This is a genomic window from Alkalibacillus silvisoli (assembly GCF_039521975.1).
Lineage (GTDB): Bacteria > Bacillota > Bacilli > Bacillales > Alkalibacillaceae > Alkalibacillus > Alkalibacillus silvisoli.
In genome coordinates this window covers 1-25088 of the sequence record NZ_BAAACZ010000028.1, presented here as the reverse complement: position 1 = coordinate 25088, position 25088 = coordinate 1, and the positions used below count along the sequence as shown (strand labels likewise).

The 25088-nt window shown below is 37.8% G+C and carries 24 protein-coding genes, 2 rRNA genes, 1 pseudogene and 2 other annotated features; all 27 genes and pseudogenes read right to left on the bottom strand.

What is annotated here, in order from left to right; all coding sequences use genetic code 11:
• Positions 1-28 precede the first annotated feature (28 nt).
• The gene (gene rpoB / locus ABDZ63_RS13955) at positions 29-3583 is read right to left on the bottom strand and encodes a DNA-directed RNA polymerase subunit beta (protein WP_343784494.1); all 3555 of its coding nucleotides are present in this window, start codon (positions 3581-3583) and stop codon (positions 29-31) included.
• Positions 3584-3986: 403 nt separating this feature from the next.
• Positions 3987-4592: a class I SAM-dependent methyltransferase gene (locus ABDZ63_RS13950; RefSeq protein ID WP_343784492.1), complete on the bottom strand. Its 606-nt coding sequence runs from the start codon at positions 4590-4592 to the stop codon at positions 3987-3989.
• Positions 4593-4685: 93 nt separating this feature from the next.
• Entirely contained in the window at positions 4686-5051 is a 366-nt protein-coding gene (gene rplL, locus ABDZ63_RS13945) for a 50S ribosomal protein L7/L12 (protein WP_343784490.1), read from the bottom strand.
• A 55-nt stretch (positions 5052-5106) separates the two neighbouring features.
• Entirely contained in the window at positions 5107-5613 is a 507-nt protein-coding gene (gene rplJ / locus ABDZ63_RS13940; protein ID WP_343784488.1) for a 50S ribosomal protein L10, read from the bottom strand.
• 45 nt (positions 5614-5658) lie between these two features.
• Positions 5659-5814 (bottom strand) — a sequence feature (ribosomal protein L10 leader region).
• Between the two features lie 45 nt (positions 5815-5859).
• A complete protein-coding gene (gene rplA, locus ABDZ63_RS13935) occupies positions 5860-6558 on the bottom strand; it encodes a 50S ribosomal protein L1 (protein WP_343784486.1) in 699 nt (232 codons plus the stop codon).
• 195 nt (positions 6559-6753) lie between these two features.
• Positions 6754-7179: a 50S ribosomal protein L11 gene (rplK, locus tag ABDZ63_RS13930; protein WP_343784484.1), complete on the bottom strand. Its 426-nt coding sequence runs from the start codon at positions 7177-7179 to the stop codon at positions 6754-6756.
• Positions 7180-7321: 142 nt separating this feature from the next.
• A complete protein-coding gene (nusG, locus tag ABDZ63_RS13925) occupies positions 7322-7855 on the bottom strand; it encodes a transcription termination/antitermination protein NusG (RefSeq protein WP_343784482.1) in 534 nt (177 codons plus the stop codon).
• A gap of 261 nt (positions 7856-8116) precedes the next feature.
• Positions 8117-8284 (bottom strand): preprotein translocase subunit SecE, encoded by a 168-nt coding sequence (gene secE, locus ABDZ63_RS13920; protein ID WP_343784480.1) that lies wholly within the window; start codon positions 8282-8284, stop codon positions 8117-8119.
• 29 nt (positions 8285-8313) lie between these two features.
• Positions 8314-8460 carry a 50S ribosomal protein L33 gene (gene rpmG / locus ABDZ63_RS13915; RefSeq protein ID WP_343784478.1) on the bottom strand — a complete coding sequence of 49 codons (147 nt, stop codon included), beginning with the start codon at positions 8458-8460 and terminating at the stop codon, positions 8314-8316.
• Positions 8461-8546: 86 nt separating this feature from the next.
• The gene (gene sigH / locus ABDZ63_RS13910; RefSeq protein ID WP_343784476.1) at positions 8547-9197 is read right to left on the bottom strand and encodes an RNA polymerase sporulation sigma factor SigH; all 651 of its coding nucleotides are present in this window, start codon (positions 9195-9197) and stop codon (positions 8547-8549) included.
• 157 nt (positions 9198-9354) lie between these two features.
• Positions 9355-9864 carry an NYN domain-containing protein gene (locus tag ABDZ63_RS13905; protein WP_343784473.1) on the bottom strand — a complete coding sequence of 170 codons (510 nt, stop codon included), beginning with the start codon at positions 9862-9864 and terminating at the stop codon, positions 9355-9357.
• Between the two features lie 5 nt (positions 9865-9869).
• Complete coding sequence (rlmB, locus tag ABDZ63_RS13900) at positions 9870-10610, bottom strand: 23S rRNA (guanosine(2251)-2'-O)-methyltransferase RlmB (protein ID WP_425541993.1); 741 nt, start codon at positions 10608-10610, stop codon at positions 9870-9872.
• A 5-nt stretch (positions 10611-10615) separates the two neighbouring features.
• Positions 10616-11014: a Mini-ribonuclease 3 gene (locus ABDZ63_RS13895; RefSeq protein WP_343784469.1), complete on the bottom strand. Its 399-nt coding sequence runs from the start codon at positions 11012-11014 to the stop codon at positions 10616-10618.
• A complete protein-coding gene (gene cysS, locus ABDZ63_RS13890; protein ID WP_343784467.1) occupies positions 11011-12408 on the bottom strand; it encodes a cysteine--tRNA ligase in 1398 nt (465 codons plus the stop codon). Before cysS ends, ABDZ63_RS13895 begins: the two co-directional genes overlap by 4 nt.
• Positions 12405-13061, bottom strand: coding sequence for a serine O-acetyltransferase (cysE, locus tag ABDZ63_RS13885; RefSeq protein ID WP_343784465.1), 657 nt, complete (start codon positions 13059-13061; stop codon positions 12405-12407). The genes cysS and cysE overlap by 4 nt, the downstream gene beginning before the upstream one ends.
• A gap of 206 nt (positions 13062-13267) precedes the next feature.
• Positions 13268-13482 (bottom strand) — a binding site (T-box leader).
• Positions 13483-13509: 27 nt separating this feature from the next.
• Positions 13510-14985, bottom strand: a complete 1476-nt coding sequence (gene gltX, locus ABDZ63_RS13880) for a glutamate--tRNA ligase (protein ID WP_343784463.1) — start codon at positions 14983-14985, stop codon at positions 13510-13512.
• A gap of 51 nt (positions 14986-15036) precedes the next feature.
• Positions 15037-15513: a 2-C-methyl-D-erythritol 2,4-cyclodiphosphate synthase gene (ispF, locus tag ABDZ63_RS13875; RefSeq protein ID WP_343784639.1), complete on the bottom strand. Its 477-nt coding sequence runs from the start codon at positions 15511-15513 to the stop codon at positions 15037-15039.
• A 48-nt stretch (positions 15514-15561) separates the two neighbouring features.
• Positions 15562-16218: pseudogene (gene ispD / locus ABDZ63_RS13870) on the bottom strand (2-C-methyl-D-erythritol 4-phosphate cytidylyltransferase); the annotation flags it as partial.
• Positions 16219-16396: 178 nt separating this feature from the next.
• Positions 16397-17485 carry a PIN/TRAM domain-containing protein gene (locus ABDZ63_RS13865; protein WP_343784637.1) on the bottom strand — a complete coding sequence of 363 codons (1089 nt, stop codon included), beginning with the start codon at positions 17483-17485 and terminating at the stop codon, positions 16397-16399.
• A 186-nt stretch (positions 17486-17671) separates the two neighbouring features.
• On the bottom strand, positions 17672-19042 hold the full coding sequence (gene radA / locus ABDZ63_RS13860; RefSeq protein ID WP_343784461.1) for a DNA repair protein RadA: 1371 nt from the start codon (positions 19040-19042) through the stop codon (positions 17672-17674).
• 70 nt (positions 19043-19112) lie between these two features.
• Complete coding sequence (gene clpC, locus ABDZ63_RS13855; protein ID WP_343784459.1) at positions 19113-21572, bottom strand: ATP-dependent protease ATP-binding subunit ClpC; 2460 nt, start codon at positions 21570-21572, stop codon at positions 19113-19115.
• A gap of 15 nt (positions 21573-21587) precedes the next feature.
• Positions 21588-22661 carry a protein-arginine kinase McsB gene (gene mcsB / locus ABDZ63_RS13850; protein WP_343784457.1) on the bottom strand — a complete coding sequence of 358 codons (1074 nt, stop codon included), beginning with the start codon at positions 22659-22661 and terminating at the stop codon, positions 21588-21590.
• A complete protein-coding gene (gene mcsA, locus ABDZ63_RS13845) occupies positions 22661-23206 on the bottom strand; it encodes a protein-arginine kinase activator protein McsA (RefSeq protein WP_343784455.1) in 546 nt (181 codons plus the stop codon). Before mcsA ends, mcsB begins: the two co-directional genes overlap by 1 nt.
• Positions 23207-23220: 14 nt before the next feature.
• Positions 23221-23685 carry a CtsR family transcriptional regulator gene (locus ABDZ63_RS13840; protein ID WP_343784453.1) on the bottom strand — a complete coding sequence of 155 codons (465 nt, stop codon included), beginning with the start codon at positions 23683-23685 and terminating at the stop codon, positions 23221-23223.
• Positions 23686-23923: 238 nt separating this feature from the next.
• Positions 23924-24583: an MgtC/SapB family protein gene (locus ABDZ63_RS13835; RefSeq protein WP_425541994.1), complete on the bottom strand. Its 660-nt coding sequence runs from the start codon at positions 24581-24583 to the stop codon at positions 23924-23926.
• Between the two features lie 186 nt (positions 24584-24769).
• Positions 24770-24885 (bottom strand): 5S ribosomal RNA (gene rrf, locus ABDZ63_RS13830).
• 92 nt (positions 24886-24977) lie between these two features.
• A 23S ribosomal RNA gene (locus ABDZ63_RS13825) occupies positions 24978-25088 on the bottom strand; the annotation flags it as partial.

The following is a 25088-nucleotide window of genomic DNA, read 5'->3' as shown; positions in this document are numbered from 1 at the left end:
TTTCCAACAATATATTGTTAAGTGTTCGTTATTCAGTTGATTCTTCAGGTTCATTCTTCTCAATGTTTACATTTAACTGATCAGATGACTGCTCATCATCCTCTAAATCACGCATGTCAATTTCTGTTTCGTCATCAGTTAACATTTTCACGTCCATGCCAAGGCTTTGGAGTTCTTTAATTAGTACACGGAATGACTCTGGAACACCAGGTTCAGGTAAATTCTCACCTTTAACAATTGCTTCATACGTCTTAACACGACCAACTACGTCGTCAGACTTAACTGTTAGCAATTCTTGTAGTGTATAAGCAGCACCATAAGCTTCAAGTGCCCAAACTTCCATCTCACCGAAACGCTGACCACCAAACTGCGCTTTACCACCTAGAGGCTGTTGGGTAACTAGTGAATAAGGTCCTGTAGAACGGGCGTGCAGCTTATCATCTACCATGTGTTCTAGTTTAATCATATACATCACACCGACAGATACACGGTTGTCGAATGCATCACCAGTACGGCCGTCATAAAGAACCGTTTTACCATCACGTGGCAACCCTGCTTCTTCCATTGTTTCCCAAACATCTTCTTCATCGGCACCGTCAAAAACTGGCGTCGCAACTTTAATGTCTAATTCACGTGCGGCCATTCCTAAATGTAGCTCTAATACCTGGCCAATGTTCATACGTGAAGGTACACCTAATGGGTTAAGCATGACATCTACCGGTGTTCCGTCTGGTAAGAATGGCATATCTTCTTCTGGTAAAATGCGTGAAATAACACCCTTGTTACCATGACGACCTGCCATCTTATCCCCTTCAGAAATTCGACGTTTTTGTACGATATACACACGCACTAGCTTATTCACACCTGGTGATAGCTCATCACCATCTACGCGGTTGAACGCTTTAACGTCGTGAACAATACCGCCACCACCGTGAGGTACACGCAATGAGGTATCTCTTACTTCACGGGCTTTCTCTCCAAATATTGCATGTAGTAATCGTTCTTCAGCGGACAGTTCGGTCATTCCTTTAGGCGTAACTTTACCTACTAAAATATCACCATCTGTTACTTCAGCGCCTACACGAATAATTCCGTTTTCATCAAGGTTTTTAAGAGCATCTTCACCAACATTCGGGATATCACGTGTGATCTCTTCTGGTCCTAACTTCGTGTCTCTTGCTTCAGATTCAAATTCTTCAATATGAATAGATGTGAACACATCACCTTTAACAAGGCGGTCACTCATGATTACCGCATCCTCATAGTTATAACCATCCCAAGTCATAAAGGCAACTAAAGCATTTCTACCTAACGCTAACTCACCTTGGTCCATCGATGGTCCATCGGCAATGACTTCACCTTTTTCAAGGCGGTCGCCCTTGGATACAATTGGCTTCTGGTTATAACAAGAACCTTGGTTAGAACGGATGAATTTTTGGAAACGGTAGCGATCTAAGTCACCTTCAACTTCTTTACCATCTACCATTTCAATTCTTCTAACATGAACTTCTTTAGCTTCTACCTTTTCAACTATTCCTTCATGCTGACAAACAACCGCTGCACCTGAGTCTTTACCAGATACATATTCCATACCAGTTCCGACGATTGGGGAATCAGGCTCAATTAAAGGTACAGCCTGGCGTTGCATGTTTGCACCCATTAAAGCACGGTTGGAGTCATCATTCTCTAAAAATGGAATACAAGCTGTTGCAGCTGATACAACCTGCTTTGGTGATACGTCCATGTAATCAATTTGATCGCGCGAAACAACAATGTTCTCACCGCGGAAACGAGCAATAACTTCTTCATCAACAAACGTACCATCGTCATTTAGACGTGCGTTAGCCTGAGCAACAATATAGTTATCTTCTTCGTCAGCTGTTAAATAATCTGTTTGACCTGTCACTTTACCCGTATCATGGTCTACCTTACGATATGGCGTCTCAATAAACCCAAAAGGATTAACTTTCGCATACGAAGAGAGCGAGTTAATTAAACCGATGTTCGGTCCTTCTGGCGTCTCGATCGGACACATACGACCATAGTGAGAATAGTGAACGTCACGCACTTCCATACCAGCACGTTCACGAGTCAGTCCACCTGGTCCTAAAGCGGATAAACGACGTTTGTGAGTTAATTCAGCTAATGGGTTTGTTTGGTACATAAACTGCGATAACTGTGAGCTACCAAAAAACTCTTTTATCGATGCAATAACCGGTCTTATGTTAATTAATTGTTGAGGTGTGATTGACTCAGTATCTTGGATGGACATACGCTCACGAATCACACGCTCCATACGAGATAAACCAATACGGAATTGGTTTTGCAGTAATTCACCAACTGAACGTAAACGACGGTTACCTAAATGATCAATATCGTCTGTATTTCCTACCGTGTGTAAAATGTTAAAGAAGTAACTAATAGATGCGATGATGTCAGCATATGTAATATGCTTTACTTCTTCTTCAACATTTCCGTTGCTAATAACATTTAATGTCTTTTCACCATCCGCATCAGTAGGGTCTACAATTTTAACGGACTGGATTTTCACAGGGTCATCTAGCACTCCATCCTGTGGTTCTATAACCTTTTCGCCTGTAGCTTCTTCTGACTTCTCTAGATAAGGAATTAATTCATCAAGCAAGCGACGATTTAATTTGTCACCTTTACGCGCAATTACTTCTCCTGTTTCCTCATCAGCAATTGTCTCGGCTAACGTTTGGTTAAATAAACGATCTTTAATATGAAGCTTTTTGTTCATTTTATAACGACCTACGCGCGCTAAGTCATAACGCTTCGGGTCAAAGAAACGAGAATATAGTAAGCTTTTTGCGTTTTCTGCCGTTGGTGGTTCACCAGGACGTAAGCGTTCATAGATTTCGATTAACGCTTTCTCACTATCTTCAGTGTTATCTTTTTCTAACGTGTTTCTTATATATTCATTATCACCTAATAAATCGATAATCTCATCATCAGAACTGAAACCTAAAGCACGTAATAACACCGTAATCGGTAGTTTACGAGTGCGGTCAATTCGAACATGCACAACATCTTTTGCATCCGTTTCAAACTCTAACCAAGCACCACGGCTAGGAATTACAGTTGCTGTGTAACCATGTTTCCCGTTTTTATCAATCTTTTCATTGAAGTATACACTTGGAGAACGAACAAGCTGTGAAACAATAACACGTTCTGCACCATTAATAATAAAGGTGCCTGTGTCTGTCATTAATGGGAAATCACCCATAAACACTTCTTGCTCTTTAACTTCTCCTGTTTCTTTGTTTAGAAGGCGAACTTTAACACGTAAAGGTGCATTATGTGTTACATCACGTTCCTTCGATTCACCCACTGGGTATTTTGGTTCTCCTAATGAATAATCTACAAACTCTAATGAAAGATTTCCTGTGAAATCCTCTACCGGAGAAATATCCGCAAACATTTCTCTTAATCCTTCATCTAAGAACCACTTATAAGATGCAGTTTGAATCTCAATTAGATTCGGTAACTCCTGCACCTCGTTAATTCTAGCGTAACTTCTACGCTGGCGGTGTCGACCATATTGAACTAGTTGACCTGTCAACTGCTTCACCCCTCAAACAACCAATATTTAAAGTAAAGAAAACTTAGCTCCAACTAAATGACAGGAGCCTAAGTGTCACCCTTATGTAGCAGGAAAGCTCTTGGCTCTTTCTACTACTAAAAACAATTCGGCACAAAGGCATGCCGAACTTGCCTGATCAACCAAGTTTCACAAGCATATATAGATAACATTTGTCCTAACAACAAATGTGATATCAAACTATAACTAAACTTCAGGATATACAACTTAACAAAAAAATGATAAACTATATATCTATAAACACCCTAATGATTTCATTATTGGTTTATAAACACTCATATATACGTTTAAAAGTTTCTAAAAAAATAACTTGACAAAGAAACGTATCTATTGGCATTTTTTAATACTATCACACAGCAAATAGCTAGTCAATTCTTTTGGATTTCAATACATAATATCCTTTATCACGTTTAATAACCTCAACATTATTAAACTGTTCTTCCATCTTATTTTTCAATGAAGGAGCACCTTGCTTTTTTTGAGCAACTAGCCACAGCTCACCATAATTCTTTAGCTTCAAAAAACTATCTTGAATCATTTCAACCACAACTTGCTTCCCTGCTCGAAACGGAGGATTTGTTACCACAGCAGCATAACTCTTCTCAGAAAAGCCATCTATGCCATCACTAACAAATGCTTGTGCATTACTAATTTGATTAAGTTGCAGATTTTGATTCGCTAATGAAACAGCGCGTTCATTGATATCAATCAGATCAACTTGACGCTCAGGGTATGATTTCCCTAACGTTATACCGATAGGCCCGTACCCGCAGCCAACATCAAGCAGATCACCTTCGACACCAGGAGCTATAAATTGCTCCAATAACACACGCGTTCCATAATCAATTTGCTTCTTAGAAAAAACGCCATCATCTGTTTCAAAAGACAAGTTGTAAGAGTTAATCGTAGTCTGGAATTGAAATGGTTTACTGTCACTTTGGGGATTGTTCGTAAAATAATGTTCACTCATGACTTTTCACCTTCTTGAAAACATTCAATTTCATCATCAATAAACATAAGCTCGCTGATTTTTCTCAGCGAGCTTATTTAACTTATAAATAATTTATTTTAATTCGATTTTCGCGCCAGTTTCTTCTAGCTGCTCTTTCATCTGTTCTGCTTCTTCTTTTGCAACTGCTTCTTTAATTGTACCAGGAGCGTTGTCAACTAGCTCTTTAGCATCTTTTAAGCCTAAGCCAGTGATTTCGCGAACTGCTTTAACAACCTTGATCTTAGAAGCACCAGCGTCTTCTAATACAACGTCGAATTCAGTTTGCTCTTCCTCAGCTTCGCCACCTGCTGCTGCACCTGCTGCTGCAACTGGTGCCGCTGCTGATACACCAAACTCCTCTTCAATTGCTTTTACTAATTCATTTAATTCTAAAACTGACATTTCCTTAACCGCGTCAATGATTTGCTCTTTAGTCATGATTAAGTTCCTCCTTAAATAATTTATAAATGTTATTTATCCGGCTAAAACGCTATTAAGCGCCTTCTTCTTCTTTCTGCTCCGCAATAGCTTGTGTCGCGTATGCGAAGTTTCGTACTGGTGCTTGTAATACGCTAAGTAGCATAGATACAAGTCCTTCATGAGATGGTAATTCTGAAAGTTCTTTCAACTGGTCTACAGTTGCAATTTGACCTTCGATTACGCCACCCTTAAATTCTAGAGCTTCGTTTTCTTTAGCGAATTGACCTAGAACTTTAGCTGGAGCTACTGCATCTTCCTTACAGAAAGCAATAGCTGTTGGGCCTTCTAATACTTCATTTAGTTCCTCAAAACCAGCTTGCTCTACTGCTCGGCGTGTCATAGTGTTTTTGTAAACACGGAAATCTACACCCGCTTCACGTAGTTGTTGACGAAGTTCGCTTACTTGATCAACATTTAGACCACGGTAATCAACAAGGACAGATGTTTTACTGTTTTGGATACCTTCAGCGATCATCTCAACTTGTTGCTTTTTGTGTTCTAGTACTTGACCTTTGCTCATCGTTCCACCCCCTAGTTATTTATCATCATACCGATAAGGTGTTTTCGCGCTATTAAAAAATGCCTCCATGTAGACATGGAGGCATGAATAGACAATGTTGTACAATAATATACTTGTACAAAATATACGTTCACACACCTCGGCAGGAAAATTTAAGCGAATAATCGCTCCTGCTGTCTACGGTATAATTAACATTCAATTTTCACAACGGAATCAATTATATAACAATTACCACTCTAAAGTCAATTACTTTTTCACGTAGCTTGTAACATCAACACGAATACCAGGACCCATAGTCGATGAAACGGAAGCATTACGCATATAAGTGCCTTTAGAAGTTTGCGGCTTAGCTTTTACTAACGTTTCTGTAATTGCTTCGAAGTTTTCAACTAGCTTTTGATTATCGAATGAAACTTTTCCAATTGGTACATGAATGTTACCCGCTTTATCTACACGGTATTCAACTTTACCTGCTTTGATTTCTTGAACAGCTTTTTCGATTTCAAAAGTTACTGTACCTGTTTTAGGGTTTGGCATTAAGCCTTTAGGTCCTAAAACACGGCCTAACTTACCAACTTCAGCCATCATATCAGGTGTTGCTACAACTACGTCGAACTCGAACCAACCTTTGTTGATTTGATCAATGTATTCTTGATCACCAACGTAATCTGCACCTGCAGCTTCTGCTTCTTTTGCTTTATCACCTTTAGCGATTACTAGAACGCGCTGAGTTTTACCTGTACCATGTGGTAAAACCATCGCTCCACGAATTTGTTGATCCGCTTTCTTAGGGTCTACACCTAGGCGAAAAGCCGCTTCAACAGTTTCATCAAAATTAGCAGCTGTCGTTTTCTTCACTAACTCAATTGCTTCGTTAACTTCATAAGCTTGCGTACGATCAACAAGCTTTAAAGCCTCTTGATACTTTTTACCTCTCTTAGCCATTTTAATTTCCTCCTCAATGTGGTTTTAACGGTTGAACCTCCCACTAAAGTCAACTCGTTTCAGAACGAGCCTTTAGGCGAAGACAGCAGGTTGTGTATTGGCTTTTACACAAACCTCTGAACATGTTTTACGCGTAATAAAGGTTGCGAAAAATCTTTCGCAACCTACTTTCACAACTAATAACTGACGGTGGTATTAGTCTTCAACATTAATACCCATGCTGCGTGCAGTACCTTCAACCATGCGCACAGCCGCATCAACGTCAGCAGCGTTTAAGTCAGGCATTTTTGTTTCAGCGATTTCACGTACTTGATCACGCTTAACAGTAGCCACCTTATTACGGTTTGGCTCACCTGAACCTGATTCAATACCAGCCGCTTTCTTTAGAAGAACTGCAGCCGGTGGCGTTTTGGTTACGAATGTAAATGAACGGTCTTCATAAACCGAAATTTCAACCGGGATAATCATACCAGCTTCATCCTGTGTTTGTGCGTTAAATTCCTTACAAAATCCCATGATGTTAACACCAGCTTGACCTAGTGCAGGACCTACTGGCGGAGCTGGGTTAGCTTTACCTGCAGGAATTTGCAGTTTTACAACGTCTACTACTTTTTTAGCCACGAGACACACCTCCTTAAAGTCCGTGATGTGGTAACTGGGGTCATATGAGATGCCCCTCCCACTCATTTTTACAATAGCTTTTTTCAAGCCATACGAAACATAAAAATTCTAGCATCTTTCCTCAAAATATGCAAGTGGTTGACTATAATTTTTCTATTTGAGTAAAATCAAGCTCAACTGGTGTCTCACGGCCAAACATATTAACATGAACTTTAATTTTTTGTTTATCCATGTCGATGTTTTCAATTGTTCCAGTAAAGTTACCAAACGGACCATCTGTAACACGGACAGTTTCCTTGACTTCAAAATCAATCTCTTGAGCTGCTTCTTGAACGCCCATACGCTTTAAGATTTGACTCGCTTCTTCTGGTAACAATGGTGTTGGCTTTGAACCTGAACCTGTTGAACCAACGAAACCTGTTACACCAGGTGTGTTACGAACAACAAACCAAGAGTCATCTGTCATCGCCATTTCAGTCAAAACATAACCAGGGAAAACTTTCTTCATAGCTGTTTTCTTTTTACCGTTCTTCACTTCTGTCTCTTCTTCTTCTGGGACGATTACACGAAAGATTTTGTCTTCCATTCCCATTGATTCAATTCGCTTCTCTAAGTTTAACTTTACTTTGTTCTCATAGCCTGAATAAGTGTGCACCACATACCAATTCTTTTCCATATCAACCTGGCTTTACGCCTTCCCTCCTATTTACTGTCCATATATTTTTAAGACGGCTATGTTAAAGCTTATAGCTGACTTTGCACCTCGTTATTTGAAGAGATCAATGACATTTTAATTGATCCACCTTCAAAACAACACTCAACTCTAACAGCACCTTCTGTATATATAACTGTTTTAGAACAAATATAAAAAACCCGACCAAGCGGGTTTTTCTTTTAACATTATATCACAATCTCGCATTTTTCAATCGTCATACTCTTATATACGTTCCAAGATTTGTGTAATTCCTAAGTCTAAGACTGTAAAGTAGATTGAAACAAATACGACCGTTAAAATAACGATAATCGTATATCGAGTTAACTCATTACTTTTCGGCCAACTAACCTTGCGCATTTCACGGCTGACATCTTTTAAGAAGCTAAACACGTTTTTCCCCCCTAACATCAATACCGACACTACTTCGTTTCACGGTGGAGCGTATGCTTGGAACACCTTTTACAATACTTTTTTATTTCTATTCGTTCAGAGGTTTGAGCTGGTTTCTCTGTTGTATAGTTGCGTTGATTACATTGTGTACACGCTAATGCGACCTTTTTTCGCATAAATCATACCTCTTTTTATCACCTATTTTATCACTTTTAATAATCTATCATGGTAGTATGATTATGTCAAATTAACTCAAGGTGCCTCATAACGATATTTCACTAATGGATAAATAACGTTCTAACTTTCGTTTCACACGTTGTAATGCATTATCAATCGATTTAACATGACGATCAAGGAGTACAGAAATCTCTTGATATGTACGCCCATCTAAATATAAATGTAATACTTCTCGTTCTAAATCACTTAACAACTCTCTCATCTTGATTTCCATATCACCGTACTTTTCCCGATTAATCAAGAGCTGCTCAGGGTCAGACATCTCATCTTCTGCAATAATATCGATTAATGTACGATCAGAATCTTCTTCATAAACAGGCTTGTCCAATGAGACGTATGAATTTAATGGGATGTGCTTCTGTCTTGTGGCTGTTTTTATTGCTGTAATAATTTGTCGTGTCACACACAGCTCAGCAAACATTTTAAAAGATGACTGTTTATCATTCTGGAAGTCACGAATTGCTTTATAAAGCCCAATCATCCCTTCTTGTACAATATCTTCACGGTCCGCGCCAATCAAAAAATACGTTCTCGCCTTTGCTCTTACAAAGCTTCGATACTTATTGATTAAGTGTTCTAAAGCTTGTACTTCACCATTTTGGACAAAATCCACCACTTCTTCATCCTCAAGTTGTGAATAATTAGGATGGTTCTTCACTTCTTGTTTGATGCTCACACAGATTCCTCCCGTATTGAACCAGACCTACTAAAAACATCTGTTAGTCTATTACTGTTTGCCTCTACTCTCTTAATGTATGAGGTTTTATATCATTAATAGCGTAATTATAAGGTTATTATACAGGAGTTGCGAATTTTCAGTCAACTGAATCTCGTTATTTATCCCCTCTTCGCCATTTTTCGAAGGTTTTCAACACATCTTCACTCAGTGGTATTTTAGCTTTCGGTTGTAATTCTACTTGCTTTTTAAGGTCTTTTTGGATGTCAATGTCAATGGCTTGTATTTCAATTAACAACTCTCGCGCTGATTTTCTAAGAGCACCTCTTGAGAAGATTGTCCATTGTTCTGCATAATCTGATGTTGCAACGTAAACTTTTGTTTTGACATTCATGATTTGTTTGACAAGCTTTTCAATTTTTTCATCTGCTGTTTCTTTTTCTTTGGTAAATATGACTTCAACTTTTAAATGATTATAATTACGCTCTACATCCCTTACAGTGTAAGCATCAAATACAACGATCACGCGATGTCCGACATATGCCTGGTATTCTGCAAGCATTTCTACAAGACGGTTTCTTGCCGCTTCGAAGTCCTTTTCACTCAGCCTCTGTAACTCCGGCCAATCCCCAATCATATTGTAACCATCAACGACCAATACAATCATGATAATTATCCCTCAATTGGGTAGCGTTTACGATAAATTTCATACATCAGGATACCAGCAGAAACAGAAGCATTAAGAGAAGTCACTTCACCTTTCATCGGCATATGAACAAGCCAGTCACAGTTTTTAGCAACAAGACGACTAATCCCTCGCCCTTCGCTACCAATCACTAAAGCAAGTGGCATGTCATAAGCTGAGCGTCTGTAGTCTTGTTCACCTTTAGCATCTGTTCCAACAACCCAAACTCCCCGTTCTTTTAACTCCTCAATCGTCTGGTTCATATTAGTAATTCTAACAACCGGAATATATTCGATCGCCCCTGTAGAAGCCTTTGCCACGGTTTGAGTTAATTGTACTGATCGACGTTTCGGAATAATAATACCATGTGCGCCAACAGCATCTGCTGTCCGCATAATTGAACCTAAGTTTTGAGGGTCTTCTAACTCATCTAATAAAATAAAGAAAGGTGCTTCCTGCCTGGCTTCTGCAATTTGAAACAGATCATCTAAAGAAGAATAGTCATAAGCTGCTACTGAGGCTGCTACACCTTGGTGGTTTTCACCAATTGAATCAAGCTTTTGCTTCGGGACTTTTTGAACATTAATCCCTTGTTGTTTTGCGGCATTAAATACCTGTTTTTGAACTTGAGGCTTCATTGACTCAAGTATAAAAACCTTATTGACTGACCGCCCTGATTTCAACGTTTCTAACACAGGGTTTTTACCCGTAATCCATTCTTCATTCATCTTGATCATCTCCTTTCTTCTAAGTCTAATATTGCCTGAAATACAAGGTAGTCCAACCGTTCAAACTCCTCATTTAAATATAAGTACCCGATTAGCGCTTCAAAAGCTGTACTGTAACGATAAGTTTGAGGATCTGTGTTTTTAGGGACGTTGGATTTTGCATTTCTCCCTCTTCTAACAATAGCTTCCTCTTGTTCTGTTAATAGTCCATCATCAAGAAAGCGGTGAAGTACATACGACTGCGCCTTTGCAGAAACAAAGGACACAGCCATTGTGTGTAATGCTTGAGGTTTTACTTCACCTTTTTGAATAATATATTCTCTAACGTACTTCTCATAGATTACATCGCCCATATAAGCTAATGTTAAACTTTTCATTAAGCTAGGGTTGATCTCTTTACTCATTGTCTTTTCCATCTCGTTCCTTGTGGAGTATCTTCTAGAATGATGCCCAAGTCTTTTAGTTCATCTCGAACTTCATCTGCACGGGTGAAATCACGGTCTTTACGTGCTTGTTTTCGCTCTTCGATTAATGCTTCTATATCTTCATCTAACAATTCATCTGTCGATAATGAGAAACCTAATACTGCTGTCATTTCATCAAATGCTTGGGTAAAGTAATCAATGACTTCTGTAGACGTTTGGTCTTTTTCGATATATAAATTGGCATCTTTCGATAATTCAAATAGTACTGATATTGCATTGGCAGTATTAAAGTCATCATTCATCTCTTGTTTAAATGTGTTTAAATGCTGGTCAATCTTGTCTTTCCATTCCTGTGTATCACCTGCTAAATTCATGCTCGCTTGCCTGCGGTGACTTAAATTGTCGTATGCTGTCTTAATACGGTCATAACTATTTTTCGCACTGGCAAGTAGTTCATCGTTAAAGTTAATTGGATTACGGTAATGAACACTTAACATAAAGAATCGAACAACATTCGGGTCATGATTACGTACTAGGTCATGAACTAAAATAAAGTTTCCTAATGATTTAGACATTTTCTCGTTATCAATTTGAATATATCCATTGTGTAACCAATAATTCGCAAAAGTTTGGTCATTAAAGCATTCAGATTGCGCAATTTCATTTTCGTGGTGAGGGAAAGATAAATCTTGGCCACCAGCATGTATATCAATTGTGTCACCTAAATACTTTTTCGCCATAGCAGAGCATTCAATATGCCAACCCGGACGCCCTTCTCCCCACGGACTATTCCACGCAATTTCGTCATCTTTCGCATCCTTCCAAAGCGCGAAGTCTAACGGGTCTTCTTTTTTATCACCGACTTGGATTCTTGCTCCAGATTTTAATTCATCAACAGACTGATGTGATAATTTCCCGTAATCATCAAAAGCTCGTGTTTTAAAATAAACGTCACCATCTGCTTCATAGGCATAACCTTTATCAATTAAACCTTTAATAAACTCAATAATTTCATCCATAGTCTCTGTAACTCTTGGGTGGTGGACAGCTTCTTGAACGTTTAGTTCTCCTACATCTTCTTTGTAGGCTTTAATAAAGCGCTCTGCAATCTCTGGCACTTCTTCACCTAGTTCATTAGCTGCTTTAATCAGTTTGTCATCAACATCTGTGAAGTTTAAAACGTATTCAACATCATATCCGACATATTCAAAATAACGACGAACAGTATCAAATACAACGGCAGGGCGTGCGTTTCCGACATGAATATAATTATAAACTGTCGGACCGCACACATACATTTTAACCTTTCCGTCTTCTAATGGTTTAAACGTTTCTTTAGTGCGTGTTAACGTATTATATAGTTTAATGGTCACGATTGATCATCTCCTTTCAGCTCTTTTATTTCATTTTGTAGTTCAACAATTTTTTGTTCAAGCATGTCACATTTTTCAGATACTGGGTCTGGCAACTTATGGTGGTCTAAGTTCTTTTTTACTTTAACTCCATTCTTAACAACAATATTGCCTGGTATCCCAACAACAGTCGAATACTTTGGAACATCTTTTAATACGACAGAACCTGCGCCAATTTTAGAATGTTCATCAATCGTAATCGAACCTAACACCTTAGCACCTGTTGCTACTAAAACGTTGTCTTTAAGTGTTGGGTGACGCTTCCCTGATTCCTTACCAGTTCCCCCAAGTGTTACACCTTGATAGATCGTTACATAATCACCAATCTCACACGTCTCACCAATTACAACCCCCATACCATGGTCGATAAAGAAACGGCGGCCAATTTTAGCACCTGGGTGAATTTCGACCCCTGTGAAAAATCGACTAATTTGTGAAATAGCCCGGGCAATAAAGTACATTTTTCGCTTATGCAAAGCGTGAGCGAATCGATGTGACCAAATAGCATGAACACCCGCATAAGTTAAAATGACCTCCGTTCTGCTTCTAGCAGCCGGGTCTTGGTCAAATACAACGTCAACATCTTCACGAAGAAGTTTAAAGAATTTAATCATGCAAACTCCCTCCTTTAAGCAATTATTTTCTAAGCTGATTAATCTATTAAGATGGAGGCGGTTCCCTCATTCTGAAAAGACCTAAATGTTAGTCGACCTAAAGTCATAACACCTTCGTTCATCACAACACAACAATTAAGTGCCATTATTTAAAGCTAAACACTATATCTTAAAGATCAAAAAAAGCGTCTCTGTCTATTAATATAGACAGAGACGCTTTTTCACGCGGTTCCACTCTGTTTAGAGGTATCCTCTCAACTTCAGAAGTGTTTAACGGTACTTAGCCGCTTCACCCTACCTTATTTTCAAGTGAAGACTCAGAGGTGCATTTCAAACGTCAACCTAAAAGCTACTCTCAGCTAATGTAGCTTTCTCTGTATTTAGCTTGAAGCGTTTTACTTCTCCTCATCTACGTTTTGTATATGATATTATTAAGTTCTCATCATTGTTAAGACGAATAATTTAATTGACCAATTAGTTGCTCTAAGCGGTGTAAAACGGTCTCTTTACCTAACAAACTAATTGCATTAGGTAATTCTGGGCCGTGAGTTTGTGCTGTTGTCGCAACACGAATCGGCATAAACAGTTTTTTACCTTTATTGCCTGTTGCTTTTTGTGTGGCTTTAGTCGCCGCTTTCACATTCTCAGGTGTTAATTCTTCTAATTGCTCTAATTCTGATTTGAAATGTTCAAGCATGCTCGGTACATGCTCTTGATTTAACACTTCCATACACTCATCGTTATAGCTAATTTCTTTTCTGAAAAATAGCTCTGTCAATTCTACGATTTCAGCACCATAATTTAACTGATTGTGGTATAAAGCGATTAATTGTTCAACCCATTCACGAGTTGACTCATCCATGCTCTCATCGACTTTCCCTGCTTCAATTAAGTGCGGTAATGTTAAGTCAATCACGCGTTCAAGAGAGCTTTCTTTAATGTATTGGTTATTCATCCATTTTAACTTATTCGGATCAAAGACAGCTGGTGAGGTAGACAAACGCTCAGGATCGAAAATTTCTGTAAGCTCATCTTTCGTAAACAGCTCTTCCTCACCTTGAGGCGACCAACCTAATAACGTAATAAAGTTAAATAAAGCTTCAGGTAAATAGCCTAAATCAGCATATTGTTCAATAAACTGAATAATACTTTCATCACGCTTACTTAACTTCTTACGCTCCTCATTCACAATTAAAGTCATATGCGCAAAAGTAGGAACTTCCCATCCAAATGCACGGTAAACCATCATCTGTTTTGGTGTATTTGAAATATGATCCTCACCACGCAATACATGTGTGATCTTCATTAAATAGTCATCAATCGCACATGCAAAGTTATATGTTGGCGTGCCATCTTTCTTCATAATAACCCAATCACCAAAGTCGCTTGATTCAAATGTAATGTTTTTCTTTACAATATCATTAAAAGTATATGTTTCATTCTCTAAAACACGTATACGAAGGCTCGGTTTACGCCCCTCTTGTTCAAACGCCTCAATCTCTTCTTGAGTTAAATTACGATGAGCACCTGAATACATTGGAACTTTGCCTTGTGCTCGCTGTTCTTCACGTTCTTTTTCTAGCTCATCTTCTGTCATATAACATTTATAAGCTAAACCTTTTTCTAAAAGTTCATCAGCGTATTTTTTATAAATATGCAAACGATCCATTTGACGATATGGGCCAAATTCACCTTCTATATCTACACTTTCGTCCCAACCAATACCTAGCCATTTTAAATATTTAAGTTGACCAATGTCTCCACCTTCGACATTACGTTTTTGATCTGTATCTTCAATACGAATGACAAAATCGCCACCTGTACTTCTTGCAAATAAATAGTTAAATAAAGCCGTTCTTGCATTACCTATATGCAAATGCCCTGTTGGACTTGGAGCATAACGCACTCTCACTTTTTCAGTCATGAATATGTTCTCCTTTCTATATTCATCTATCTTTATATTGTACAAGATTTATTAGTCTTGTTGTAACAAAATGACTGCCTGTGCGGCGATTCCTTCTTTACGCCCTGTGAAACCAAGCTTTTCTGTTGTGGTCGCTTTTACATTCACTCGACTTTCATCAGTATTTAAAAGCTCAGCAATCACTTGTCGCATCTCTCCTATGTATGGTGCCATTTTAGGCGCCTGTGCCATAATCGTACAATCCACATTCCCTAATGTATACCCTTGTTGTTCTACTTTATTCCACACATCTCGAAGTAATTCTTTAGAATCTAACCCTTCATGCTTCGGGTCATCATCGGGAAAGTGGCGTCCAATATCACCCTTTGCAATTGCACCTAATGCTGCATCTGCAATCGTATGTAATAAAACGTCAGCATCTGAATGCCCTAACAAACCTTTCTCATAAGGAATCGTGACACCACCTATTATACACGGTCTACCCTCAACTAACTGATGCACATCAAACCCTTGTCCTATCCGAAACAATGAAAGGTCCTCCCTATCTTTTACTTGCCTATTTATTTTTAGCATATTTTCAGCTTTTTGTATATCTTCAGGTGTCGTCAACTTGAAATTATTATAACTTCCTTCAACTACGACTGGACTTTCACCCATTAACTCTAACAACGCAACATCATCTGTCGCTAATACATTCTCTTTTTCAGCGTAATTATGTACTTTTTTTAATAAACCATAATTGAAAGCTTGTGGGGTCTGTGCTTGATACAATTGACTACGATCAAGCGTTCTCACTCCATCTTGATTTACCTGTTTAATCGTATCTGTCACAGGCGTTGCTAAAAAAGCCGCCCCATAATCAGCTGTTGCTTTGTACAATTTATGGAGTTCCTCATGGCTAACAAAAGGTCTTGCTCCATCATGAACGAACGTTATAATACTTTCAATCAGACCTTCTACACCTTTTTTAACACTGTGTTGGCGTTCTTTGCCACCAATGATTAACTTTTTCACTTTGTTAAAATGATGGTCATTAACGACACCCTGCATAACTAGTTGTTCTTCTGGATGTACGACTAAATAAATTGCTGAACACCAAGAGTCCTGTTCAAACACATCTAATGTATGGGCAATTAATGGGCGATCGTTTACCATCATCAGTTGTTTGTTATGGCCTATATCCATGCGCTTACCTTGTCCTGCCGCTAAGACAATAACTTGATAGTTCTCCATACACTTTCTCCTATTCTCTTGAAAACTTACCTCTTACTATTTTACACCATTTTCTCTAATAACATAAAGAAAACTTGCCAACTAACAAGCTTTTTAGGTGCTTTTTACACATTAAAAGGGTTGACTTAAACCATTTATTCGCATCTACACGAATAATGGAGCCAACCCTTACATCTAATTATTGTGCTTTTTCCATTGCTTTAGGCTTCGCAAAGATCATTCGCCCAGCTGAAGTTTGTAATACGCTCGTCACGATCACATCTAATGCATCACCAATAAACCCTTTGCCATCTTCAACAACAATCATCGTACCATCATCTAAATAGGCAACACCTTGTTTGTCTTCTTTACCGGCTTTAATAACATGAACATTCATCTCTTCACCCGGTAATACAACTGGCTTAACCGCATTTGCTAAGTCGTTGATATTTAGTACCGTAACATTTTGAAACTCAGAAACTTTATTTAAGTTAAAGTCGTTTGTCACTAACACACCATCTAATAATTTCGTTAATTTAACTAATTTACTGTCAACCTCATGAATTTCCTCAAAGTCACCTTCATAGATTTGCACATCAACTGGTACTTCTTTCTGCAGTCGATTTAAAATATCGAGACCACGACGCCCCCTATTACGTTTTAGAACATCTGATGAATCTGCGATATGCTGCAATTCTTCTAATACAAAGTGCGGAATAATAATGGACCCTTCTAAAAAGTGTGTATCACAAATGTCTGCGATTCTACCATCAATAATTACACTAGTATCTAAAATTTTCGGACGAATACTACCATCACCATCAACAGCTTTTTCGTTCGGGTCTTTTTCTTTGTTTCTTGTTTTAGATAACAATCCAATAAATTCATTTCGACGCTTAAAACCAACTTGAAACCCTAAATAACCTAATATTAAGGTTACAAAAATTGGTAAAATCTCTGAAACAAGCGCGATCCCAAAACCTTGTAAATAAATATTAACTAAAAATGCTGTCACTAACCCTACAATTAAACCTAAACTTCCAAATAAAAGGTCTCCAACCGGTGCTTTAACAAGTCTTTCTTCTATAATTTTAAGGAAATCTACTACATAATCAACAAGCCAAAACGTTAATAAAAATAATATAATTGCACCAAACACTAATCCAAAGTAAGGAATAAGCCAACTCGGCTCTTCAAAACCTGCTAAAGCCGCTAAGTTCGGAAAGTAAAGAAAACCTAGCGTTCCACCAGCTACAATTATAAATAGCTGTATAATCTTCTTCAAAATCCATGCACCTCCTATATACTAGTTTCACCAAATCATTCGATGAACATAAGTATGTTGTCAATTTAACTATAATTGTAAATTATACCATGCTCATCGAGGCACCGTCAAAATAAAATAGCAAATATTATATCACCAATTAAGATTATGTGTCAATAAAGTTACAAATATATTTTGTTTGTAATACTATTATTCCAAACCAACTTTCAATGCTTCTTGAACAGAATCAACACCTACTAATTCAACGCCAGTAGGGGGTGTAAAACTACCTAAATTCTTTCGTGGTAAAACAATTCGCTTAAACCCTAACTTATGTGCTTCTTGAATTCGTTGCTCAATACGCGCAACCCTTCTAACTTCACCAGTCAATCCCACCTCACCAATAAAAACATCATCTGGCCTTGTCGCGTGATCGCGGAAGCTAGAAGCAACACTAATAGCAACAGCCAAGTCTATAGCAGGTTCATCCAGTTTCACTCCCCCTGCCACCTTGACATATGCATCTTGATTTTGTAAGAGAAGGCCTGCACGTTTTTCTAACACAGCCATTAATAACGGAACACGGTTGTGGTCCAACCCGGTAGCCATTCTCCTTGAATTTCCAAACTGTGTAGGTGAGATTAATGCTTGAATTTCAACTAACATCGGTCTAGTTCCTTCCAAAGAAGCAACAACTGTAGAACCAGCTACCCCTTGTGATCGTTCTTCTAAAAAGATTTCTGAAGGATTATTCACTTCTACTAAGCCTTCTTCTTTCATTTCAAAAATACCCATTTCATGAGTACTACCAAATCTGTTCTTAACACTTCTTAAAATTCTAAACGTATGGTGACGCTCGCCTTCAAAATACAAAACTGTATCTACCATGTGCTCTAATAATCTCGGCCCAGCAATTGCCCCTTCTTTTGTCACGTGTCCAACAATAAATATTGGAATCCCTTTTGTTTTGGCTACTTTCATTAAAGCACTCGTACACTCTCTTACTTGGGATACAGAGCCTGGTGCTGATGTAACAGCATCGTGGTAAACCGTTTGAATCGAATCAATTACGACAAAAGATGGATTCATTTCATCAATCGCATCAATGACATATTCCAAATTCGTTTCTGCCATAATATATAGATCACTTTCACTAACATCGAGTCGGTCGGCCCTTAGTTTAGTTTGTTTTTCTGATTCTTCACCTGATATGTATAAAACATTCATGTTCAAATTAGCTACCTCAGAAGATAATTGTAGTAATAGTGTAGACTTCCCAATACCTGGGTCACCACCGATTAAAACTAACGACCCTGGCACAATCCCCCCGCCTAGCACACGGTTTAACTCTTCCATTTTAGTTGTGACACGCGTTTCTTCCTTCGATGAAACTTGTTTAATTGATTGTGGTTTTTTACGTTTCTTTGACTGGTTTGTACCAATATCATGACGATCTGATTTCTTCGATACTTTTTCTTCAACTAATGTATTCCATTGATGACATGCAGGACATTTACCCATCCACTTAGGTGATTCATAACCACATTCTTGGCAGAAAAATATTACTTTTGCTTTAGCCATGTTTTACTCCCTTTCCTATCATTATGGAAAAAACAGCCGGAAAACAATAGAAATCCGGCTGTTTATTAGACTACTTTTCACTTAGTTCTGTTTCTAGTTGTTTCGTTGATGCAATATACAATTCACCATCATCATTAACATCAATTTCTACTTCTTGACCTGTTTGAATGGTACCACTGAGTAATTCTTCAGATAAGAAGTCTTCTACGTTCTTTTGGATTGAGCGGCGAAGTGGTCTTGCACCATATTCTAAGTCCATTCCTTCTTCAGTAATTTTCTTAATAGCTGCCTCAGATAACGTAAAGTTAATCTCGCTATCTTTCAATCGATCTTGTAATTGTTTCACCATAAGCTCTACAATTTCTTGAATGTGTTTTTCTTCAAGCGAATGGAATACAATTGTTTCATCAATACGGTTTAAAAACTCTGGACGGAATGCTTTCTTTAATTCATCCAAGACTTTAGACTTCATTTGCTTATGATCTTGCTCATGATCATCAACGCTAAACCCGACATACTTTTGACGTTTTAACTCATGAGCACCAACGTTAGATGTCATAATTAACACAGTATTACGGAAGTCGACTACTCGACCTTTAGAGTCTGTTAAGCGGCCATCTTCTAGCACTTGTAATAATATATTAAATACTTCAGGGTGCGCCTTTTCAATTTCATCTAATAAGATGACAGAGTAAGGTTTTGTTCGAACTTTCTCTGTTAATTGACCACCCTCATCATAACCGACATACCCCGGTGGTGAACCAACTAAACGAGACGTTGCGTGTTTCTCCATATATTCAGACATATCAATACGAATCATCGCATCTTCATCCTCAAACATTGATGAAGCAAGTGCTCTTGCAAGCTCTGTTTTACCAACACCTGTTGGTCCTAAGAAAATAAATGATCCAATTGGACGCTTCGGGTCTTTAAGTCCAGCTCTTGCACGCCTTACTGCCTTAGAAACGGCTTTAACCGCTTCATCTTGACCAATGACTCGATCATGAAGTGTCTTTTCAAGGTTTAGTAATTTTTCTTTATCATCTTTAGCTAACTTAGATACTGGTACACCAGTCCACGTTGAAACAACATGGGCTATATCATCTAAAGTGACTTCAGAGCTTTCTTTACCTTGCTTTTCTTTCCATTCATCTTTTGTTTTAGATAATTCGTCTTTTAATTTCTGTTCTTTATCTCTAAGTGATGCTGCCTTTTCAAACTCTTGACTTTGAACAGCAGCATCTTTCTCTTTCTTCACTTCTTCAAGCTTTTGCTCAAGGTCTTTTAAGTTTGGTGGAGCTGTATAACTTCTTAGTCTTACGCGTGAAGCTGCTTCATCAATTAAATCAATTGCTTTGTCTGGTAAGAACCGATCAGTAATATAACGATCTGACAAACGCACAGCACTTTCAATTGCATCATTAGATATTGTCACACGGTGATGCGCTTCATAACGATCCCTTAAACCTTCAAGGATTTGTTGAGATTCCTCAGGAGTCGGCTCATCAACTTGGATTGGTTGGAAGCGGCGTTCTAATGCTGCGTCTTTTTCGATATATTTACGATACTCATCTAATGTCGTTGCACCGATACATTGTAGATCACCGCGAGCTAGGGCTGGTTTTAAAATGTTTGAAGCATCAATAGCACCTTCTGCTCCGCCAGCACCGATTAATGTGTGTAGTTCATCAATGAATAGAATAATATTACGCGCTTGGCGAATTTCTTCCATAACTTTTTTCAAACGATCTTCAAACTCACCACGATATTTTGTTCCAGCTACAACTGTTCCCATATCTAACGTCATCACTCGCTTATCACGTAAGATTTCGGGAATTTCATTGTTAACGATTTGTTGCGCTAAACCTTCTGCAATAGCTGTCTTACCAACACCTGGCTCCCCAATTAGTACAGGGTTATTTTTACGACGACGGCTTAAGACTTGAATAACACGTTCAATTTCTTTACCTCGACCAATAACTGGGTCGACACCACCCTCGCGTGCAACTGACGTTAAATCTCGTGCTAACGAATCTAGTGTTGGAGTATTAGCATTGTTAGATTGCTTTTGTTGGCGTTGATTTGACGTTGATTCATTACTACCAAGCAGTTGAAGAACTTGTTGACGCGCTTTATTCAGGCTTACACCTAAATTGTTAAACACGCGTGCTGCAACCCCTTCACCTTCACGGATTAACCCTAATAATATGTGTTCTGTTCCTACGTATGAATGGTTTAATTTACGGGCTTCATCCATTGATAGTTCAATAACTTTCTTAGCACGTGGGGTATAATGGATTGTTTGTTGAGTACTTTGAGAAGTCCCGATTAACTGTTCAACTTCCTCTTGTATTTGTTCAGCTGTTACATTTAAAGATTTTAATGCTTTGGCTGCAATCCCATCGCCTTCCTTAATTAAACCAAGTAAAATGTGCTCTGTTCCTATATTGTTATGCCCTAGGCGTACAGCTTCTTCTTGTGATAGGGCAAGAACTTTTTGAGCTCGTTCTGTAAATCGTCCAAACATCATATGAATGACCTCCTTTTAATTGTTATACTGCTCTAATTGTAATCTTTCACGAATTAAGTTAGCTCTAAACCAATCACGCTCATTTGGTTTCAGTGATTTTTTAGCGTAATGTTGTAAAAACCCTGGCTGTGTTAAAACCATTAACTCATTTAATATATTTTTTGAAACATGTTTTATTAAGCCTAAATCAATACCTAACCGTACATCTGATAGACATTTTGATGCTTCTTTTGATTCAATAATACGACTGTGAGCTAATACCCCATATGAACGGAAAATACGATCTTCTAACTGTATACCCGATTGTTGCATCACCCACTCACGCGCTTTTCGTTCACTATCAATCACTTGTTTGACTACACTTTGTAGATCTTCAATAATGTCATCTTCAGATTTACCTAAAGTCATTTGGTTTGAAATTTGATACAACTGCCCTAACGCTTCAGTACCTTCACCATAAATCCCTCTAACAACTAATCCGATCTTGTTAATTTCAGGGACAATTTGGTTCATTTGGTTCGTCATGGTTAAAGCTGGCAAATGCATCATAATAGACGCCCTTAAACCTGTTCCAACATTTGTTGGACAACTGGTTAAATACCCTTTATGCTCATCAAAAGCATAGCGCGTTCTCTCTTCAAACCAATCATCAAGTTCTTGAGCTTGTTGTAGCGCTTCAGTTAATTCAAAACCTGAATAGTAAAGTTGTATTCGTAAATGATCCTCTTCATTAATCATGATCGATGCCTGTTCATTTTCCGAAATCAGAACACCACCAGTTTCTTTATTGTCCGCTAAATTAGGACTAATTAAATGTTTCTCAACTAACACTCGCTTTTCAATTGGCTCTAAGTCAGCCATCTTCACAAGTTGAAACTTTTTAAAGTCATGAACAGAATGCTGATTAAATTCTTGTTCGACATGTTGTAACACTTTATGTTGTGAATTCTGATCTTGACTTGTTGGAAATGGCACTTCCTCTAAGTTACGCGCTAGTCGAATACGTGTACTTAAAACGATATCAGAGTCATTTCCCTCATCATTCATCCAAGGGCTGATTGCTTCATTTATAAAATCTTGCAACGACACTACGCATCACCACCTTGTTGTGCATCATCTAAATCTTGTTTCAAATTTCTTATACGATCACGAATTTGCGCTGCTTCTTCAAAATTTTCATCTTCAATTACTTGTTGTAAGTTTTTCTTTAATTGATCAATCTCTTTACGTTTATGAATATCCCCACCGATTCGTTTTGGAATTTTACCAACGTGCTCAGTATTACCACTATGAACACGTTTAAAAATCGGATTTAAATAAGAATCAAACGTTTCATAACATTGACTACATCCAAACTTACCTTTCCTTCTAAATTGTGAATAGCTCAATCCACAACCTTGGCATGTTAAACTTTCGGCAGGGTGTACTTTTTCTTTATGCTGTTGGTTAATCGATTGATCAAATGGAAACATGTTTGTTAAGAAATGATGAAGGGACAACCCCTCATTCGTAAAATCCATATATCCTTCTTCATGGGCACATTGTTCGCATAAATGAACTTCTTTCTTTTGTCCATTAACTACTTGAGTGTAATGGACAGAAGCTTCATGCTGCTGACACTTTTGACATTGCATCTTTCACCCTCCAATCAACCATGCATTTTAATTGTTGTTAATAACTCTTTAAAAATTTTAGAGCGAATTAGATCTCGATGTGGCAAGGGAATATCTAAAATATCTCGGTGCATCACCTTTAGCATTAAACGTTTTTCCCTTTCAGTGATTAAATCTTCTTCTTTTAATCGTTCTACTAAATCAAAAGCGGATTGTTGTGTTAAAGGTTGATTAGCTACTAAATCCATTTCTTTAATTAATTCTTGGTTTGATTTTGGCTTTAATCGAATTATTCTAATATAGCCACCACCACCCCTTTTACTTTCCACAAGATAGCCTTTTTCTAAAGTAAATCGGGTATTAATGACATAATTTATTTGAGAAGGGACACATTCAAAACTCTCAGCAATTTCACTACGCTTTAACTCTACGACATCACTATTGCTTGATTGAATAATTTGTTTTAAATAGTCTTCTATCACGTCTGAAATGTTTCTCACCGCATTTTCCCTCCTTTAGATCAACTTAAGTCAATAAGATTAATTTGACTTTGACTATCTTTGACTATATTTATATTATACCCACTTTGTAGGGTGTTGCAAACATTTTGATTTAAACTTGATTATGTAAATTTAATAATATTTCCTGCTTATTAACTACTTTTAATAGAGCCCTGTAGGTTATGCTCCTTTAAGAAAGTTAAAAACCCCTTCGCATTCGCGTTAAAAGGGGTTTTTATCAAAGATTATTTTTTTCATATATATATGTCACGTGATCTATTTTACTAATTCGGTCTAACAGGTCATTTTTATTATAGGATTGATCTTTTTCTAACTCAATATATATATTTCTTTGTAGACTACTTTCACTTTCTATTTCCATTCGTTTTATTAAAAGATCAAATTCATCAAATATATTTAAAACATCTCCTAAATAAACGTCTTCTTTTACTAGTAAATGCACGCGGTTATCATATTTTTTTCTTGTAAATAACTTTTCAAACGAGTTCAAGAAAATTAAACTTAACAAAACCACTAATGTTGCTAAAATAGCTAAAGCATACATTCCAGCACCAATCACAAGGCCTAAACCAGCTACAGTCCAAATAGAAGCAGCTGTTGTTAAACCTCTCACTGTCACTCCGTGTACCAATATCGTACCTGCACCTAAAAATCCAATACCACTAATAACATATGAAGGGATACGAGCTGGGTCAAATCGAATTGTATAATGGTCAGTTATGTACGGCTGGAAGCCATAAATAGATAATAGCATCATAACACATGCACCGACCCCTACTAAAATATGGGTTCTAAATCCGGCTGAATGCTTTTTTAATTCGCGTTCAAATCCAATTAACCCACATAAAATAGTAGCAAGAATGACTCGATAAACCATAACATCAAAGTTTTCTCCTAAAAATGAGCCTAAATCAAACAACTCTTCCCCCTCCTTTTAAAGTACAATATTAGAAATGTATATATTTTTATTTTATGTGTTCACTTAATCATTTATATTCAAGTATATTAGTTAATCATATACAAAAAAAGCTAAGAAGACAAATCTTCTTAGCTTTTATAAGGTGCCCGGCGGCGTCCTACTCTCACAGGGGAAGAACCCCAACTACCATCGGCGCTAGAGAGCTTAACTACTGTGTTCGGCATGGGAACAGGTGTGACCTCTCTGCCATAACCACCGGACAAATCAATATATCAGATTAATTGAAGATCTAATACCTTCAAAACTAGATAAGATTCAACCAAAGTCGAAGACGCGTTTTATCACGTTGATTTAAGTTAAGTCCTCGATCGATTAGTATCCGTCAGCTCCACGCGTCACCACGCTTCCACCTCGGACCTATCTACCTCATCGTCTCTGAGGGATCTTACTCGCTTGAAGCGAT

Excerpts from the sequence above, each read along its gene's own strand:
- ABDZ63_RS13950 (WP_343784492.1), bottom strand. The coding sequence starts at position 4,592 with ATGAGTGAACATTATTTTACGAACAATCCCCAAAGTGACAGTAAACCA.
- rplL (WP_343784490.1), bottom strand. The coding sequence starts at position 5,051 with ATGACTAAAGAGCAAATCATTGACGCGGTTAAGGAAATGTCAGTTTTA.
- rplJ (WP_343784488.1), bottom strand. The coding sequence starts at position 5,613 with ATGAGCAAAGGTCAAGTACTAGAACACAAAAAGCAACAAGTTGAGATG.
- rplA (WP_343784486.1), bottom strand. The coding sequence starts at position 6,558 with ATGGCTAAGAGAGGTAAAAAGTATCAAGAGGCTTTAAAGCTTGTTGAT.
- nusG (WP_343784482.1), bottom strand. The coding sequence starts at position 7,855 with ATGGAAAAGAATTGGTATGTGGTGCACACTTATTCAGGCTATGAGAAC.
- rpmG (WP_343784478.1), bottom strand. The coding sequence starts at position 8,460 with ATGCGAAAAAAGGTCGCATTAGCGTGTACACAATGTAATCAACGCAAC.
- ABDZ63_RS13905 (WP_343784473.1), bottom strand. The coding sequence starts at position 9,864 with ATGATTGTATTGGTCGTTGATGGTTACAATATGATTGGGGATTGGCCG.
- rlmB (WP_425541993.1), bottom strand. The coding sequence starts at position 10,610 with ATGAATGAAGAATGGATTACGGGTAAAAACCCTGTGTTAGAAACGTTG.
- ABDZ63_RS13895 (WP_343784469.1), bottom strand. The coding sequence starts at position 11,014 with ATGAGTAAAGAGATCAACCCTAGCTTAATGAAAAGTTTAACATTAGCT.
- cysE (WP_343784465.1), bottom strand. The coding sequence starts at position 13,061 with ATGATTAAATTCTTTAAACTTCTTCGTGAAGATGTTGACGTTGTATTT.
- gltX (WP_343784463.1), bottom strand. The coding sequence starts at position 14,985 with ATGACTGAAAAAGTGAGAGTGCGTTATGCTCCAAGTCCAACAGGGCAT.
- radA (WP_343784461.1), bottom strand. The coding sequence starts at position 19,042 with ATGGCTAAAGCAAAAGTAATATTTTTCTGCCAAGAATGTGGTTATGAA.
- clpC (WP_343784459.1), bottom strand. The coding sequence starts at position 21,572 with ATGATGTTTGGACGATTTACAGAACGAGCTCAAAAAGTTCTTGCCCTA.
- mcsA (WP_343784455.1), bottom strand. The coding sequence starts at position 23,206 with ATGCAATGTCAAAAGTGTCAGCAGCATGAAGCTTCTGTCCATTACACT.
- ABDZ63_RS13835 (WP_425541994.1), bottom strand. The coding sequence starts at position 24,583 with ATGGTTTATCGAGTCATTCTTGCTACTATTTTATGTGGGTTAATTGGA.